The sequence below is a fragment of the Geodermatophilus sp. YIM 151500 genome, assembly GCF_025716945.1.
Taxonomy (GTDB): domain Bacteria; phylum Actinomycetota; class Actinomycetes; order Mycobacteriales; family Geodermatophilaceae; genus YIM-151500.
This window is the reverse complement of sequence record NZ_JAOVZT010000001.1, coordinates 102507-118895: the sequence shown is the minus strand read 5'-3', so window position 1 is coordinate 118895 and position 16389 is coordinate 102507. Positions and strand designations below refer to the sequence as shown.

Here is a 16389-nt window from a genome sequence, read left to right as displayed (position 1 = left end):
CGTAGGGTGGGGGCACGCGAGCGGAGGGAGCCGGTCATGCGGGACGCGGTGATCGTCGAGGCGGTGCGCACGCCGGTGGGCAAGCGCGGCGGCGGGCTGTCCGGGGTGCACCCGGCCGAGCTGTCGGCGCACGTGCTGGGGTCGCTGGTCGAGCGGGCCGGGCTGGACCCGGCGCAGGTCGACGACGTCATCTGGGGCTGCGTCGGCCAGGTGGGGGAGCAGACGTTCGACATCGGGCGCACCGCCGTGCTCGCCGCGGGCTGGCCGGAGACGGTGACCGGCGTGACGGTCGACCGGCAGTGCGGGTCCTCGCAGCAGTCGGTGCACTTCGCGGCGGCCGGGCTGGTGGCCGGCCAGTACGACGTCGTCGTCGCCGGCGGCGTGGAGTCGATGAGCCGGGTGCCGCTGGGCTCCTCGGTCGGCGAGGCCAACCCCTTCCCGCCGGCCTTCGCCGACCGCTACGGCGGGGTCTTCCCGAACCAGGGCGTCGGCGCCGAGATGATCGCCGAGCGGTGGGGCTTCTCCCGGGAGGCCTGCGACGACTTCTCCGTCGGTTCGCACGAGAAGGCCGCCGCCGCGCAGAAGGAGGGGCGCTTCGACGCCCAGGTCGCGCCGGTCCCGCTGACCGACGGCACGGCGGTCGCGCACGACGAGGGCATCCGGCCCGGCACCACGCCCGAGGTGCTCGCCGGGCTCAAGACGGTCTTCAAGCCCGAGGGCGGGGTGATCACCGCGGGCAACTCCTCGCAGATCTCCGACGGCGCCGCCGCGCTGCTGATGACGACGAGCGACCGGGCCCGCGAGCTCGGCCTCACGCCGCTGGCCCGCGTGCACACCGCCGTCCTCGCCGGCGCCGACCCGGTGATCATGCTGACCGCGCCGATCCCGGCCACCGCCAAGGCGCTCCGGCGCAGCGGCCTCGCGCTCGACGACATCGGCGTCGTCGAGGTGAACGAGGCCTTCGCGCCGGTACCGCTGGCCTGGCTGGCCGAGTTCGGCGCCGATCCCGCGCGGCTGAACCCGAACGGCGGGGCCATCGCCCTCGGCCACCCGCTGGGCGGGTCCGGCGCCCGCATCATGACCACGCTGGTCCACCACATGCGCGACGCCGGCGTCCGCTACGGCCTGCAGACGATGTGCGAGGGCGGCGGCCAGGCCAACGCCACGATCCTCGAGCTGCTGTAGACGCGGCGGCCTCGGGCTCGCGCGGCCGGCGCCCTTCCCTCCCGGCCGCTCGTTTCACCGGACGCCCGAGGGGCACGGCACCTCCGACACCGCCGAGCCCGTCGGGAGGACGACCATGGCCATCGCGACGATCAACCCGGCCACCGGGGAGACGCTGAAGACGTACGAGCCCCTGTCGGACGAGGCGCTCGAGGAAAAGATCGCCCGCGCCGCGACGGCCTTCGAGGCCTACCGGCGGACGACGGTCGAGCAGCGCGCCGGCTGGCTGCGCGCGGCCGCCGACGTGCTCGACGCCGACGTCGGCACGGTCGCCGAGCTGATGACCACCGAGATGGGCAAGACGCTCGCCGCGTCGAAGGCCGAGATCGGCAAGTGCGCCAAGGCGCTGCGGTACTACGCCGAGCACGGGCCGCGGTTCCTCGAGCGCCGGCCCGCCGACGCCGAGGCGGTCGGGGCCACGCAGGCCTTCGTCGAGTACCAGCCGATCGGGGTGGTCCTCGCGGTCATGCCGTGGAACTTCCCGCTCTGGCAGGCGCTGCGCTTCGCCGGTCCGGCGCTCATGGCCGGCAACGTCGGGCTGCTCAAGCACGCCAGCAACGTGCCGCAGACCGCGCTCTACCTCGAGGAACTGGTCCGCAAGGCCGGCTTCCCGGACGACGTCTTCCAGACCCTGCTCATCGGCTCCGCGACGGTCGAGCGGGTGCTGCGCGACGACCGGGTGGCCGCGGCGACCCTGACCGGGAGCGCGCCGGCGGGCGCCTCGGTCGCCTCGGTGGCCGGCGACGCGCTGAAGAAGACGGTGCTCGAGCTCGGTGGCAGCGACCCGTTCATCGTCATGCCGTCGGCCGACCTGGAGAAGGCGGCGGAGGTCGCCGTGACCGCACGCTGCCAGAACAACGGGCAGAGCTGCATCGCAGCCAAGCGGTTCTTCGTCCACGCCGACGTGGCCGAGGAGTTCACCCGGCTGTTCGCCGACCAGCTGGCCGCGCAGAAGGTCGGCGACCCGATGGCCGACGACACGAAGATCGGCCCGCTGGCCACCGAGGCCGGGCGGGAGGACGTCGAGCGCTACGTCGACGACGCCGTGCGGAAGGGCGCCACCGTGGTCACCGGCGGACGGCGGGTCGACGGGCCCGGCTGGTTCTACGAGCCGACCCTGCTCACCGGCATCACGCCGGAGATGGACGTGTACTCGGAGGAGGTCTTCGGGCCGGTCGCCGCGCTGTTCACCGTCGGCGGTCTCGACGAGGCCCTCGAGATCGCCAACAGCCACCCCTACGCGCTCGGCGCCAACCTGTGGAGCGAGGACGAGGACGAGCGCCGGCGGTTCATCAGCGACGTGCACGCCGGGATGGCGTTCATCAACGGCATGGTCACCTCCTACCCGGAGCTGCCCTTCGGCGGGATCAAGCAGAGCGGCTACGGCCGGGAGCTCACCGACCTGGGCATGCACGAGTTCATGAACGCCAAGACCGTCTGGGTCGGCCCGTCGAGCTCGGGGCAGCGGGGAGGCGATCCGGCGACGGCGTCGGAATGACGCTGCCCCGGCGAGTGCCGCAGCGGCTCCGCCCGGAGCAGGATGCCGGCATGGTCGTGCACCCGCTGGCCTCCTCCGGCGTCGTGGGCACCGCGGGGCGGGTGGCCGACCCCCGCGACGGCGCCGTCCCCGCGGCGGGGCTGCGCCTGGGCGGGCGGCCGCTGCCCGTCCTGGGCACCGCGCGGGTCTACATCTGCGGCATCACGCCCTACGACGTCACCCACCTCGGGCACGCGGCCACCTTCGTCTGGGCCGACGTCCTCGCCACGGTGCTCGGCACCGTCGGCGTCGACGTGCTGACGTGCCGGAACGTGACCGACGTCGACGACGTGCTGACGCGCGCGGCGATCGCCCGCGGCCGGCACTACGACGAGTTCGCGCTGTCGCAGGAGTACCTGTTCGAGCAGGACATGCAGGCACTGCGGGTGCACCGGCCCGCCCTCGCCCCGCGGGCGCGCCACCACGTGCCGCACGTCCGGCAGCTCGCGGCCGCCCTGCTGCGCGCCGGAGCGGCCTACGAGCGCGACGGCACGGTCTACTTCCGGGGCGGGGACGTGCCGGGCCGGGTCGGGCTGACCCGCGCCGAGGCCCGGGAGCTGTCCGACCGGTACGGCGACGACCCCGGCGATCCGCGGCGCGAGGACCCGTTCGACGTGCCGGTCTGGCTGCCGTCGGGCGAGCTGGACCCGGCCTGGCCCAGCCCGTGGGGCTGGGGCCGGCCGGGCTGGCACGCGGAGTGCGCGGCGATGGCGGTGGCCGCGCTCGGGGCGAGCGTCGACGTGCTCGTCGGCGGGCTCGACCTGACCTTCCCGCACCACGCCTACCAGTCGGCGATGGTGGAGGCGGCGACCGGCGTCGTCCCGTTCGCGCGGCGGGACATGCACGTGGGCACGGTGGGCCTGGGCGGCGCCAAGATGGCCAAGTCGACGGGCAACCTGGTCCTCATCGCCGACCTGCTCGCCACCCGTCCACCCGCGGCGATCCGGCTGATGACCCTCGACCGGCCGTGGGCGCGCTCCTGGGACTTCACCGCCGACCTGCTCGACGGGGCCGCAGCGGCGCTCGACCGGCTCTACGCCGCGGCCGCGCGTCCCGCTCGGTCGCCGTCCGGCCGGGACGGCGTCCTCGAGGCGCTGCTCGACGACCTCGACGTGCCGCGGGCCCGGGCCGTCGCCGAGGAGGAGGGCGGGGACGCCGCCCGGCTGTTCATCCGGCTGCTGGCGCTCAACTGACCGGGGGAGGGGCGCCCTCACGCGGAACCGCGGGTCAGTGCCGCCTGCGCGTCCTCCGCCAGGCGGCGCACCAACTCCCCGGCGGGCAGGGCCTCGACCAGCGGGTGGCCCTGCCCGGCCCACAGGTTCAGTCCGTCGGGGTCTCCGGCCTGCCGGGCGGCGGCGCGGAGCGGGGTCGTCAGGTGGTGCACCTGCGGATAGGCCGCCGGGGCGGTGGCGGTGTGCTCGGTGAGGAACCGGTTGACCAGGCCGCGAGCGCGCCGGCCGCTGAACGCCCGGGTCAACGCCGTCTCCTGGTACGCGGTGAGCGCCCGTCGGTGTGCCGGGCTGGTTCCCGCCTCGGGGCAGCGCAGGAACGCCGTGCCGAGCTGGGCGGCCTCGGCACCTGCGACGAGCACGGCGGCGACCGACGGGCCGTCCATGATCCCGCCGGCGGCGACCAGCGGCAGGTCCACCGCCCGGGCGACCAGGCGCAGCAGCGTCAGCAGCCCGTACTCCCCGCCCCCGTCGTCGTCGCGGAACCCGCCCCGGTGCCCACCGGCCTCGATGCCCTGCACGACCAGCGCATCCGCGCCGATGTCGCGGGCGGCCAGCGCTTCCTCCGGGGTGGTGACGGTGACCTGCACCGTGACGTCGACCGCGTGCAGCGCGGCGACCATGTCCGGGTGGGGCAGGCCGAAGGTGAACGACACCACGGGCACCCGTTCCTCCGCGACAAGGGCGACCTTCGCCGCCCAGGCGTCGTCGTCGGCCCGGGGTTCCCCCAGGTCGACGCCCCACCGCTCGGCCTCGCCCCGCAGCTCGCTCGCGTAGCGGCGCACGGCCTCCGCGTCCCCGGGCGGTCCGGGGGCGAACACGTTGACCCCGAACCGCTGCCCGGTCACCGCCCGGACGGCTCGGATCTCCTCCCGCACGGCCGCGGGGCTCTTGTAGCCGGCAGCGAGGAAACCGAGTCCACCGGCCTCGGAGACCGCCGCGACGAGTTCGGGCGTGGACGGTCCCCCGGCCATCGGCGCCTGCACGATCGCACGGCGCAGCTCCAGACCCATGCCGACCTCCGCGTCCCGTGGGCTCCGACGTGCCTTCTGCCCGAAGTGTGACCGGCCGTCCCCCCGTGGGCCGTCCCCGACCGTGCGGCCGCCGCCACGACGGACGTCGTCCGGCGCGGAACCCGGTGGGAACCCCGCCCGGTCGCGCGCGCGTTGGCCCCGCATGGAGCTGACCTGTCCCAAGTGCCACGGCACGATGCGCACCTACGAGCGCAACGGCGTGCACGTCGACCAGTGCTCCGACTGCCGGGGCATCTTCCTCGACCGCGGTGAGCTCGAACGGCTCGTCGACGCGGAGAACGCCTGGCACGCCGGGTCGCGGCAGCCGTCGAGCGGCTCGGGGCACGCGGCGCACGGCGGCGCGCCGCAGGGCGGGGCCTCCTACGGGACGTCGTCCGGCCAGGCGGCGGGCCTCGGCGCCGTGGTCAACGAGGTGCTCTCCCAGGTGCGCGGCCAGAAGTCGAGCTCGCACGGGTACGGGCACAAGCGCAAGAAGGAGAGCTTCCTCGGCGACCTGTTCGGCTGACCGGCCGGGCACGGCCGCGCGGCCCACGGCGGGTGATCGGCAGGGCGGTCCATGGGCATGGCTTCTGCGGGCGGGTTGCGACGCCCGGTGCGGGTGCCGGCGTCCGGCGCGGTGCTCGACGGTGACCTGGTGGTCCCGGAGGGCGCCCGCGGCGTGGTGCTGTTCGCGCACGGCAGCGGCAGCAGCCGGCACAGCCCGCGCAACCGGCGGGTGGCGGCCGGATTGCACGACGCCGGTCTCGGCACCCTGTTGCTGGACCTGCTCACCGAGGAGGAGGAGCGGATCGACGCCCGGACCCGGGCGCTGCGCTTCGACATCGACCTGCTCGCCGGCCGGCTGACCGCGGCCGCCGACTGGCTCGGGGCCGCCGAGGGGACGGCCGGGCTGCCGCTGGCCACGTTCGGCGCCAGCACCGGTGCGGCGGCCGCGTTGATCACCGCGGCCGACCGGCCCGAGGCGGTCCGCGCGGTCGTCTCCCGCGGCGGGCGACCCGACCTGGCCGGCGACGCGCTCGAGCGGGTGCGGGCGCCGACGCTGCTGGTGGTCGGCGGGCACGACGTCCAGGTGCTCCGGCTCAACCGGGACGCCGCCGCGCACCTGGCCGCCGAGCACGAGGTGGCCGTCGTCCCCGGGGCCACCCACCTGTTCGAGGAGCCCGGCGCACTCGAGGAGGTCGTCGAGCGGACGACGGCCTGGCTGCTCCGGTGGCTGCGGGGCCGGCCCCGGTCGCGCGACCGAACGAGCGGGAGGTCGCGGGCGCGTTCCCGGGTCGCCCTGCACCGGTCGAGCGGCCAGGATGCGGGCATGGACGTCGGCTGGGGGACGGACGACCAGTGGGACGCACGGCCGGGTCTCGACGAGTTCCTGCTGGCCCGGATCGCCGAGGACGACCGGGTGGCCGCCGACGCCGCCGAGGACAGCGGCCGCAAGGACTGGAGCACGGACCCACGGGGCACCGGGGCGGCGGACCGGAGGACGGCCGAGCACGTCGCCCGGCACGACCCGGCCCGCGTGCACGCCGAGTGCGCCGCCAAGCGGCACCTGGTCCTGGCCTGCCGCGACGTCCGGCCGGACATGCACTTCCTCGGGCGGCGTCCCAGCGGGATGGCCGACTTCCCGCTGTCCCCCCGCGACCCCCACCAGCTGGCCGCGCTCACCCTCGCCCTGCTGGCGCTGCCGTACGCCGACCACCGCGACTACCGGCCCGAATGGCGTCCGTGACCACCGTCGCGCCGGGTCCCTCGCCGTCGACCGGCGGTTTCCCGTCACCGCGCCGGGGGAACCACAGCACGGTCGCAAGACGCGCGACCCGTTTCCTCGACGACGAGGAGGACCTCCGGATGGCCGACCAGCAGCGCGACGTGATCGAGGTGCTCACCCACGACCACCGCGAGGTGGAGCGGATGTTCGCGGAGCTCGACGCGCTCCGCGGCGCCACGGGCGAGACCGAGCGGCGGCGCCGCAAGGACCTGGTCGACCAGGTCACCATCGAGCTGGTGCGCCACTCGGTCGCGGAGGAGGCCGAGGTCTACCCGGCGGTGAAGGACAAGGTGAGCGCCGAGGAGGCCGAGCGGGCCAAGCACGAGCACGCCGAGGCCGAGAAGACCATGAAGCGGCTGGAGTCGCTCGACCCCGACGACGCGAGTTTCGACGCGGAGCTGGCGACGCTGATGCAGGAGATCCGGGAGCACGTGGCCGAGGAGGAGGGCCAGATGTTCCCGCACATGCGCCAGGTGTTCTCCCGGCAGGAACTGGTCGAACTGGGTGCCAAGGTCGAGTCGGTGAAGAAGATCGCGCCGACCCGGCCGCACCCCTCGGCGCCCGACGAGCCCCCGGGCGACAAGCTGCTCGGCCCCGTCGCCGGGCTGTTCGACCGCCTGCGCGACGCGGTGAGCAGGCGGGGCACCGAGCGCTGAGGACGCTGCGAGGGAGGCCACGGTGACCGCGCCACCTCCCGGGTGAGCGCCCGCGAGCTCGTCGTCCTCGGCACGGCCAGCCAGGTCCCGACGCGGACCTGCAACCACGACGGCTACCTGCTCCGCTGGGACGGCGAGGGCCTGCTGTTCGACCCCGGGCGCGCTGCCGACCCCCGGCACGACGCTGGGACGAGGCCGCCTTCCTCGCCGAGGCGGCCGGCGTCCTCGCCGGCGAGGTGGTCGTCGCCCGCGATCTGCAGACCGTGCCGGTGCCCCCGCGGGTCACGGCACCCGTCCCGGCCGGCTGGCCGTAGGGGAGCGGCCGGTGCCCGGTGCCGCCTCCGACCGCAGCAACGGCAGCGTGCGCCACGGCACCAGGCAGGAGAGCGCGATGACGCTGGTGGACCGGCGCACCGAGGAGGAGCGGTCGATGGCCAGCAGCGTCCGCTGCAGGTCCTCGTGGGAGGCGGCGGCGACCCGGCACAGCACGTCGCCGCTGCCAGTGGTGGCGTGCGCCTCCAGGACGCCGGGGATGGCCTCGAGGTCACGGGTCACGTCCTCGATCGCGCCCTGGGCGATCTCCAGGGTGACGAAGGCCTGGACGCCGAAGCCCGCTGCCGTCACGTCCACGTCCGGACCGTGGCCGCTGACCACGCCGGCCTCCTCCAGCCGGCGCAGCCGGGCGGTCACGGTGCCACGGGCGACCCCGGTCAGCCGGGAGAGCTCGAGGTCGCCGGCGCGCGGGTTGTCGCGCAGCGCCTCCAGCAGCGCGATGTCCAGCGCATCGGCGGGTCGTCGCGCCATCCGTGCCCTCCGCTCCCGTCGCGCCGGGTCCGGCCCCCCTGTGCAGAAAGACTAGGTCATCGCCCCTTCAGGTGCCCGGGTTGAGCAGACAGGTCATGGAGGCGAGTGCTGGTTGCGCAGCTGCTCCCGGTGGGTGTGCAGTGTTCGCGACGCCGGGACACGGCCCGCGACAGGAGGGAACGACATGAGCCTCGAGCAGACCCTGAACGACGAGGAGCGCCTCGCCCAGCTCGACGTCGACCAGCTCAAGCAGCTCGTCGGCCTGGTGGAGTACGACGACTCGCACGACCCGTTCCCGGTGAGCGGCTGGGACGCGCTGGTCTGGGTGGTCGGCAACGCCGTGCAGACCGCGCACTTCTTCCAGTCGGCCTTCGGCATGGAGCTGATCGCCTACTCCGGTCCGGAGACCGGCAACCGTGACCACCACGCGTTCGTGCTGCGGTCCGGTGCCGCGCGCTTCGTCGTCACGGGGGCCTACGACCCCGACAGCGCGCTGGCCGACCACCACCGGGTCCACGGTGACGGGATCGTCGACATCGCACTGACCGTGCCGGACGTCGACCGCTGCATCGCCAACGCCCGCAGCCAGGGCGCCACGGTGCTCCAGGAGCCGCAGGACCTCACCGACGAGCACGGCACGGTGCGCATCGCGGCGATCGCCGCCTACGGCGACACCCGGCACACGCTGGTCGACCGGTCCCGGTACTCCGGTCCGTACCTGCCGGGCTACGTCGCCCGCACGTCGTCCTACCGCAAGCGGGACGGGGCGCCCGAGCGGCTGTTCCAGGCCGTCGACCACGTGGTCGGCAACGTCGAGCTCGGCGCCATGGACGAATGGGTCGGCTTCTACAACCGCGTCATGGGCTTCACCAACATGGCCGAGTTCATCGGCGACGACATCGCCACCGACTACTCCGCGCTGATGAGCAAGGTGGTCGCGAACGGCAACCACCGGGTGAAGTTCCCCCTCAACGAGCCGGCGATCGCGAAGAAGAAGTCGCAGATCGACGAGTACCTGGAGTTCTACCGCGGCCCCGGCGCCCAGCACGTCGCACTGGCCACCAACGACATCCTCCGCACGGTGGACGCGCTGCGCGCGGAGGGCATCGAGTTCCTGAGCACGCCGGACTCCTACTACGAGGACCCGGCGCTGCGCGCCCGCATCGGGGAGGTGCGCGCGCCGATCGAGGAACTGCAGCAGCGCGGCATCCTGGTCGACCGGGACGAGGACGGCTACCTGCTGCAGATCTTCACCAAGCCGATCGGTGACCGGCCGACGGTCTTCTTCGAGCTGATCGAGCGGCACGGCTCGCTCGGCTTCGGCAAGGGCAATTTCAAGGCGCTGTTCGAGGCGATCGAGCGCGAGCAGGAGAAGCGCGGCAACTTCTGAGGAAGGACCCCGCTGCTCCCCACCGCTCGCAGGCTCGCGGTGGGCTCCTGCGGCGGGGCCGAGCCCAGCGGCCCCGAGGGGGCCGTTCCCGTCGGTCACGAGGAGGACGAGATGGCGTTCTACCGGCAGGTGGGCGAGGTCCCGCCGAAGCGGCACACCCAGTTCCGCCGTCCGGACGGCGGTCTGTACTCCGAGGAGCTGGTCGGGGAGGAGGGCTTCTCCTCGGACTCCGCGCTGCTGTACCACCGGGGCATCCCGTCGGCGATGGTCGACGCCCGGCCGTGGGAGCTGCCCGACCAGTCGCTGACGACCAACAGCCCGCTGGTGCCGCGGCACCTCAAGCTGCACGATCTGTTCCCGGGGGAGGAGCACAAGGCCGTCGACGCGGTCACCGGCCGGCGGCTGGTGCTCGGCAACGGCGACGTCCGCCTCTCCTACGCGGTCAGCGCCCTGCCCAGCCCGTACTACCGCAACGCGGTGGGTGACGAGTGCGTGTTCGTGGAACGCGGGACGGCGACGGTCGAGACGGTGTTCGGCGCCCTGGACGTCGGCGCGGGCGACTACGTCCTCCTGCCGCGAGCGACCACCCACCGCTGGGTGCCGACGGGGGACGAGCCGCTGCGCACGTACGTGATCGAGGCCAACAGCCACATCGCGCCGCCCAAGCGGTTCCTCTCCCGGTACGGGCAGTTCCTCGAGCACGCCCCCTACTGCGAGCGCGACCTCCGTGCGCCGGAGGAGCCGCTGCTCGCCGAGGGCACCGACGTCGAGCTGTACGTCAAGCACCGCGGCGACGGTCCCGGCGGCCTGGCAGGCACGGTGCACGTGCTGCCTGAGCACCCGTTCGACGTGGTCGGCTGGGACGGCTGCCTGTACCCCTACGCGTTCAACGTCGCCGACTACGAGCCCATCACCGGCCGGGTGCACCAGCCTCCGCCGGTGCACCAGGTCTTCGAGGGGCACAACTTCGTGGTCTGCAACTTCGTGCCCCGGAAGGTCGACTACCACCCGCTGGCGGTCCCCGTGCCCTACTACCACGCCAACGTCGACAGCGACGAGGTCATGTTCTACGTCGACGGCGACTACGAGGCCCGCAAGGGCTCGGGCATCGGCAAGGGCTCGGTCAGCCTGCACCCCGGCGGGCACAGCCACGGCCCGCAGCCCGGCGCGGTGGAGCGGTCGCTGGGGGTGGAGTTCTTCGACGAGCTGGCCGTCATGGTCGACACCTTCCGGCCGCTCGCCCTCGGCGAGGGCGGCACCGTCGCGGACGACGGTCGGTACGCCTGGTCGTGGTCGGGCCGCGGACCCGGCCGGTGACCGTCGAGGTGGCCCCGGCAGGTCTGTTCGACGGCCTCTTCGACGACGCGGCGCTGTTCCCGCCCGGCGACGCCCCGATGGCCGCCGCCGTGCCGGCGCACCGCGGGCTGCGGCGGGCCCTGGGCGCCCTGGTCGGACCGTTCGTCGTGCCGGCCGGTCGGCTCGGCGAGCTGACCGACCACCTGGACGACGGCCCCGTCCTCGAGCTGTCGCTGATCGCGGCGGCCGCCGACCTGCCGGCGGCCGCCGCCCGCGTCGCCGCGGAGCCGCGACTCACCCTGGCCGCCGTCGAGGTGCCCGTCGTGCCTGACCGGGTGGCCGCGCGGGCGGCCGTGCAGGTGCTCGGCGCCGTCCTCCCACCGCCGGTGCCGGCCGCCGTCGAGCTGCCGCGCGGCCCGGCGCGGGCCGAGGTGCTCGACGTCCTGGCCGGCACGTGGTACCGGGCCAAGCTCCGCACCGGTGGCCTGCGCGCCGAGCTGTTCCCCGACGAGGCGGAGCTGGCCGGTGCGCTGGCCGCGTGCACCCGCCGTGGGGTGCCGGTCAAGTGCACCGCCGGCCTGCACCACGCCGTCCGGCACACCGACCCGGCCACCGGGTTCGAGCACTCGGGCTTCCTCAACGTGCTCGTCGCTGCCGACGCGCTCGCGGGCGGAGCCGACGCCGACCTCGCGGCCGGGTGGCTGGCCGAGCGGGATCCCGCCGTCCTGGTGGCTGCCGTGCGCGACTGGCCGCCGTCGCAGGCGCGCCGGGCCCGGACCGCGTTCACGTCGTTCGGCACCTGCAGCGTGCAGGAACCGGTCGACGACCTCGTCACCCTCGGGCTGCTGCCCTCGCCGGAGAGGATGCCCGCGTGACCGGGAGCGCACCGAGCACCTGGCTGGACCTGCCCGCGGACACCGTGTTCGGCCCGGCGAACCTGCCGTACGGCGTCTTCTCCACCCCGGGCACGGCGCCGCGGACCGGCGTCGCCATCGGCGACTTCGTGCTCGACCTGGCCGGCGTGACCGGCGACCCGGTGCACGCGACGGGGACGCTGGACGCGTTCATGGCGCAGGGGCCGGCGAGCTGGCGGGAGGTGCGCGACCTCGTGACCCGCTGGCTCGCCGACCCGGCGCACCGGGGCGCAGTGGAACCGCACCTGCGGCCGCGCACCGACGTCACCTTGCGGCTGCCGTTCTCCGTCGGCGACTACGTCGACTTCTACAGCTCGCAGCACCACGCCGAGAACCTCGGCCGGATGTTCCGCCCGGACTCCGAGCCGCTGACGCCCAACTGGCGGCACCTGCCGATCGGCTACCACGGCCGCTCGGGCACGGTGCGGGTGTCCGGGACGCCGGTGCGGCGGCCCTGCGGCCAGCGCAGGGCCCCCGGCGATCCGGTGCCCTCCTTCGGGCCCTCCCAGCGGCTGGACATCGAGGCCGAGGTCGGCTTCGTGGTCGGCGTGCCGTCCGAGCTGGGTGCGCCGGTGCCGGTGCACGCCTTCGCCGACCACGTCTTCGGCGTGTGCCTGGTCAACGACTGGTCGGCACGCGACCTGCAGGCCTGGGAGTACGTGCCCCTCGGCCCCTTCCTCGGCAAGTCGTTCCTCACGTCGATCGCCCCCTGGGTCGTGCCCCTGGCCGCGCTGGGGGCCGCCCGGGTGGCCGCGCCGCCGCGCGACCCCGAGCCGCTGCCCTACCTCCGCGACGACGGCCACCCGTGGGGCCTGGACATCACGCTCGAGGTGCGGCTGAACGGAGAGCTGGTCAGCCGGCCGCCGTTCGGCCAGCTGTACTGGACGCCGGCGCAGCAGCTGGCGCACATGACCGTCAACGGTGCCTCCCTGCGCACCGGGGACCTGTTCGCCTCGGGCACGGTCAGCGGCGCGCGACGCGACCAGCGCGGATCGTTCATCGAGCTCTCCTGGAACGGGCAGGAGCCGCTCGCGCTGGCCGACGGGACCAGCCGCACCTTCCTCGAGGACGGTGACGTCGTCACGATCAGCGGGACGGCGCCGGGCCCGGACGGCACGCGGATCGGCTTCGGCGAGGTCAGCGGGCAGGTCGTGCCGGCGGTCTGACGGTGCCCCCGGGCACGACGGCGCCCTCGGTCAGCGCGCCGGTGCGCCACCACGGAGCGGTCGTCGCCCCCGTCTGCGTGCCCGCGCCGCCACCTCGCGTCCAGCCCGGCCCCGGAGCCGTCCACGGGGAGCGGGTCGTGGCCGCGGCCCGGGAGATCGAGCGCGCGCTCCGGGACCGACCGGCTCAGCCGATGACGGGACGCCGCGGTGCGCTCGTCCGGGCGGGCAGGATGCCGGCAGGCGGTCCGCCGCGGGGAGGCGCCGCTCGAGGAGGTGGGTCATGGCGGGACGGCCGGGCGTCCCGGCGCCGGTGCACCACCCGGTGTTCGCCCGCGTCTACGCGCGGCTGGCGCGGGCGATGGAGGGTCGCGGCGCCGCGGAGCACCGGCGGCGGCTGCTGGCCGGCTGCGCCGGTCGGGTGGTGGAGGTCGGTGCCGGCTCGGGGGCGAACTTCGCGCACTACCCGCCCACCGTCCGGGAGGTGGTCGCCGTCGAGCCGGAGGCGCACCTGCGCGAGCTGGCTCGCCGGGCCGCGGCCGGCGCGCCGGTGCCGGTGACGGTCGTCGACGGGGTGGCCGACCGGCTCCCGGCGGCGGACGGGGTGTTCGACGCCGCCGTCTCGACGCTGGTGCTCTGCTCCGTGCCGGACGTGGCCGCGGCGCTGCGCGAGATCCGTCGCGTGCTCCGGCCGGGCGGGCGCTTGCACGTCTGGGAGCACGTGCGGGCCGACGGCCGCGTCCTGTCCCGGGTCCAGCGGATCGCCGACGCGACGGTGTGGCCGCGGCTGGCCGGTGGCTGCCGCACGGGCCGGGACACCGCCGCGGCGATGGCGGAGGCCGGGTTCGCGATCGAGCGGCTCGACCGCTTCCGGTTCCCGGACACCCGGCTGTCGACCCCCACCACCCCGCAGGTCCTCGGGACCGCGGTCCGCACCCCCTGACCAGCGGTCAGCGGCGGGCGATCCAGCCGGCCCAGCCCCGCCCGAGCGGCACCCCGCCGTAACCGGTGATGCGCTCCACGGCCAGCCCCTCCGCCGTCAGCGCCTCCTCGACGGTTTCCGGGTCGAACAGCACGAGGTGGTGGACCTCGTCGGAGCGGGACCACCCGTGCGTGCCGCGGGTGAAGGTGATCACGTGCCGGGTCAGGGTGCCGGCCACCCGGTCCTCCGTGGCGGTCAGGCACACCGTCCAGTCGGGCCGGTCGGTGACCGCCTGGTGGACGTCCGCCCCGTGCCGCCCGGGCCCCGCGACGTCGAGGACGAAGACCCCGCCGGGAGCCAGCGACCCCGCCACCCGCCGCGCCAGCGCCCGCAGCGTCCGCGGCCCGGGCAGTCCGCCCACGGCGTAGTTGACGCTCTCCCCGACTGCGGTCACGGCCACGCACGGGGGGATGTCCACCTCGTGGAGCGACGCGACGAGGAAGTCCGCCCGCGGGGCGGTCGCACGGGCGATCTCCAGCATCGCCGGGGAGGCGTCGACGCCCAGGACGTCGTAGCCGGCCTCGCCGAGCACGCGGGCACCGATGCCGCTGCCGCAGCCGAGGTCGACGACCAGCCCGCCGGTGTGGCCGGCCCGGTGCAGCAGCCCGACGACGTCGTCGGCGGCGGCCTCCGCCAGCGATCCGAACCCCTCGTGGTGCGCCCGGGCCAAGGGCTCCTGGTACGCGTCGCGGGTCTCCGCCCGGGTGACCGACTCGTGCGTGGCTGCCACGGGTCGAGCATGGCGCCGACCGGACGCGCGGGGAAGGGCGACCGCCCGCCCGGCTCGGCCTGCGCCGGGACCCATCGGCGTGCGCCGGGACCCATCGGCGTGCGCCGGGACCTACCGGTCGCCGGGCCGGGGAGCACAATGCGGGCATGGCGCGCTGCCTGGTCGTGGCCAACCAGACGCTCGGCGGCAAGGCGCTGGTCGAGGCCGTCCAGCGGCGGGTGAACAAGGGGCTCGCCACCTTCTACGTCGTCGTCCCGGCGACCCCGCTGCACGACCAGGCGCTGGCCGAGGACCTCGGAGCCGGGCCGTCGCCGGAGGAGCGGGCCTACGCGCTGGCGCGGCAGCGGCTCGACCGCGCGCTCACCCGCCTGCGCGACCTCGGCGCCGTCGTCGACGGCGAGGTGGGGGACGCCGACGCGCTGGAGGCCACGCGGCAGGCGCTGAACCGCTTCTCCGCCGACGAGGTGCTGGTCTCCACCCTGCCGCTGGGCGTCTCGCGCTGGTTGCGCATCGACCTGCCCAGCCGCATCGCGCGGACCTGCGGGCTGCCGGTCGACCACGTGATCAGCGAGCCGGTCTCCCAGCGCTGAGCGGGCCCGCCCCGGCGCCGGGGAACGCCGCCCTACGGCACGAGGAGGAGCTTCCCGGTGGTCTTCCGGGCCTCGAGGTCCTCGTGCGCCTGCCGTGCCTGCTCGAGCGGGTAGCGGGCGCCGATCCGGACGTCGAGGTCGCCGCGGGCGACCAGGTCGAGGACTTGGCGGGCGCGGGTCTGCAGCATCTCCGGCGTCCGGAGGTAGGTGTTCATCGTCGGGCGCTGGACGTACAGCGACCCCAGCTTCTGCAGGGTCGACACGTGCACGGGTTCGGGTGCGCCGCTCGCCGCGCCGTAGATGATCATGCTCCCGGTCGGGCGCAGCGCGGTGAGCCCGGCGGAGAACGTCGTCCGTCCGATGCCGTCGTAGACGGCCGCGACGCCCTCGCCGCCGGTGATCTCGCGGGCCCGATCGGCGAAGCCCTCGTAGCCGAGCACCTCGTCGGCGCCGGCCTTGCGGGCCAGGGCGGCCTTCTCCTCGTTCGACGTCGTGGCGATCACCCGTCCGCCCCGGGCCTTGACCAGCTGGGTGAGCAGCAGGCCCACCCCGCCGGCCGCGGCGTGGACGATCACCCAGTCGCCCGGCTGGACCGGGTAGGAGTCGGCGCACAGGTACTGCGCGGTGATGCCCTGCAGGAGGCTCGCCGCTGCGACGTCGCTGCCGACCCCGTCGGGCACCGGCACCAGCTGCTCGCGCGGCGCGGCGACCAGCTCGGCGTAGCTGCCCGGGACGGCGACCCAGGCCACCCGCTCGCCGGTGTCGACGACCGTGCCCGCCCCCTCCGCGCCGAGCACGGCCGGCGGCGGCGAGCCGTAGCCCGCGCCGGCCCGCTCGTAGACGTCGCGGTAGTTGACGCCCACGGCCTCGACCCGGACCAGCACCTGCCCCTCGGCGGGCTCGGGATCGGGCGCCTCCCGGTAGCCGAGGACATCGGGACCGCCGTGGAAGTCGAAGAAGACCGCGCGCATGCCGCTGATCTCACCACCGCACCGCAGCGGCCGCTGACCCGGCCGCTGACCCGGCCGCTGACCCGGCCGCCGACCCGGCGGGCGGTCGGAGCGCGCGGGCGAGC

General features: G+C 75.1%; 16 protein-coding genes. 12 read left to right on the top strand and 4 right to left on the bottom strand.

Translation table 11 applies throughout. The features are described from left to right. Positions 1-36 precede the first annotated feature (36 nt). The 3 genes from OF117_RS00530 (at position 37) to OF117_RS00520 (ending at position 3954) form a co-directional block, all read left to right on the top strand. On the top strand, positions 37-1185 hold the full coding sequence (locus tag OF117_RS00530; RefSeq protein ID WP_263550828.1) for a thiolase family protein: 1149 nt from the start codon (positions 37-39) through the stop codon (positions 1183-1185). Between the two features lie 115 nt (positions 1186-1300). Beyond that, positions 1301-2722, top strand: a complete 1422-nt coding sequence (locus OF117_RS00525; RefSeq protein WP_263550827.1) for an NADP-dependent succinic semialdehyde dehydrogenase — start codon at positions 1301-1303, stop codon at positions 2720-2722. A 50-nt stretch (positions 2723-2772) separates the two neighbouring features. After that, positions 2773-3954, top strand: a complete 1182-nt coding sequence (locus OF117_RS00520) for a cysteine--tRNA ligase (RefSeq protein ID WP_263550826.1) — start codon at positions 2773-2775, stop codon at positions 3952-3954. Between the two features lie 17 nt (positions 3955-3971). Here the strand turns inward: OF117_RS00520 and OF117_RS00515 are convergent, their stop codons facing one another. Continuing rightward, positions 3972-5003: a nitronate monooxygenase gene (locus OF117_RS00515; RefSeq protein ID WP_263550825.1), complete on the bottom strand. Its 1032-nt coding sequence runs from the start codon at positions 5001-5003 to the stop codon at positions 3972-3974. Between the two features lie 163 nt (positions 5004-5166). On the opposite strand from OF117_RS00515, the gene OF117_RS00510 reads away from it, so the two are divergent. The 3 genes from OF117_RS00510 to OF117_RS00500 all read left to right on the top strand — a co-directional run bounded on the left by OF117_RS00510 (position 5167) and on the right by OF117_RS00500 (position 7445). Then, positions 5167-5529: a zf-TFIIB domain-containing protein gene (locus OF117_RS00510; protein ID WP_263550824.1), complete on the top strand. Its 363-nt coding sequence runs from the start codon at positions 5167-5169 to the stop codon at positions 5527-5529. Between the two features lie 57 nt (positions 5530-5586). Then, positions 5587-6750 (top strand): DUF6221 family protein, encoded by a 1164-nt coding sequence (locus OF117_RS00505; RefSeq protein ID WP_263550823.1) that lies wholly within the window; start codon positions 5587-5589, stop codon positions 6748-6750. Between the two features lie 119 nt (positions 6751-6869). Then, on the top strand, positions 6870-7445 hold the full coding sequence (locus tag OF117_RS00500; protein ID WP_263550822.1) for a hemerythrin domain-containing protein: 576 nt from the start codon (positions 6870-6872) through the stop codon (positions 7443-7445). Between the two features lie 282 nt (positions 7446-7727). Here OF117_RS00500 and OF117_RS00495 read toward each other — a convergent pair whose 3' ends face one another. Continuing rightward, on the bottom strand, positions 7728-8249 hold the full coding sequence (locus OF117_RS00495; RefSeq protein WP_263550821.1) for an Lrp/AsnC family transcriptional regulator: 522 nt from the start codon (positions 8247-8249) through the stop codon (positions 7728-7730). 184 nt (positions 8250-8433) lie between these two features. Here OF117_RS00495 and hppD point away from each other — a divergent pair, with 184 nt between their 5' ends. The 5 genes from hppD (at position 8434) to OF117_RS00470 (ending at position 13955) form a co-directional block, all read left to right on the top strand. Beyond that, complete coding sequence (gene hppD / locus OF117_RS00490; RefSeq protein WP_263550820.1) at positions 8434-9639, top strand: 4-hydroxyphenylpyruvate dioxygenase; 1206 nt, start codon at positions 8434-8436, stop codon at positions 9637-9639. Between the two features lie 111 nt (positions 9640-9750). Beyond that, positions 9751-10956, top strand: coding sequence for a homogentisate 1,2-dioxygenase (locus tag OF117_RS00485; RefSeq protein ID WP_263550819.1), 1206 nt, complete (start codon positions 9751-9753; stop codon positions 10954-10956). After that, complete coding sequence (locus tag OF117_RS00480) at positions 10953-11810, top strand: hypothetical protein (RefSeq protein ID WP_263550818.1); 858 nt, start codon at positions 10953-10955, stop codon at positions 11808-11810. The genes OF117_RS00485 and OF117_RS00480 overlap by 4 nt, the downstream gene beginning before the upstream one ends. Beyond that, entirely contained in the window at positions 11807-13015 is a 1209-nt protein-coding gene (gene fahA / locus OF117_RS00475; protein ID WP_263550817.1) for a fumarylacetoacetase, read from the top strand. Before OF117_RS00480 ends, fahA begins: the two co-directional genes overlap by 4 nt. Positions 13016-13295: 280 nt before the next feature. Next, positions 13296-13955, top strand: coding sequence for a class I SAM-dependent methyltransferase (locus tag OF117_RS00470; RefSeq protein WP_263550816.1), 660 nt, complete (start codon positions 13296-13298; stop codon positions 13953-13955). 7 nt (positions 13956-13962) lie between these two features. On the opposite strand, the gene OF117_RS00465 is transcribed toward OF117_RS00470, so the two are convergent. Continuing rightward, positions 13963-14724 (bottom strand): class I SAM-dependent DNA methyltransferase, encoded by a 762-nt coding sequence (locus OF117_RS00465; RefSeq protein ID WP_263550815.1) that lies wholly within the window; start codon positions 14722-14724, stop codon positions 13963-13965. A 146-nt stretch (positions 14725-14870) separates the two neighbouring features. Between OF117_RS00465 and OF117_RS00460 the strand changes: the two genes are divergently transcribed. After that, positions 14871-15314 carry a hypothetical protein gene (locus OF117_RS00460; protein ID WP_263550814.1) on the top strand — a complete coding sequence of 148 codons (444 nt, stop codon included), beginning with the start codon at positions 14871-14873 and terminating at the stop codon, positions 15312-15314. A gap of 32 nt (positions 15315-15346) precedes the next feature. On the opposite strand, the gene OF117_RS00455 is transcribed toward OF117_RS00460, so the two are convergent. Continuing rightward, complete coding sequence (locus OF117_RS00455) at positions 15347-16285, bottom strand: quinone oxidoreductase family protein (protein WP_263550813.1); 939 nt, start codon at positions 16283-16285, stop codon at positions 15347-15349. Positions 16286-16389 lie beyond the last annotated feature (104 nt).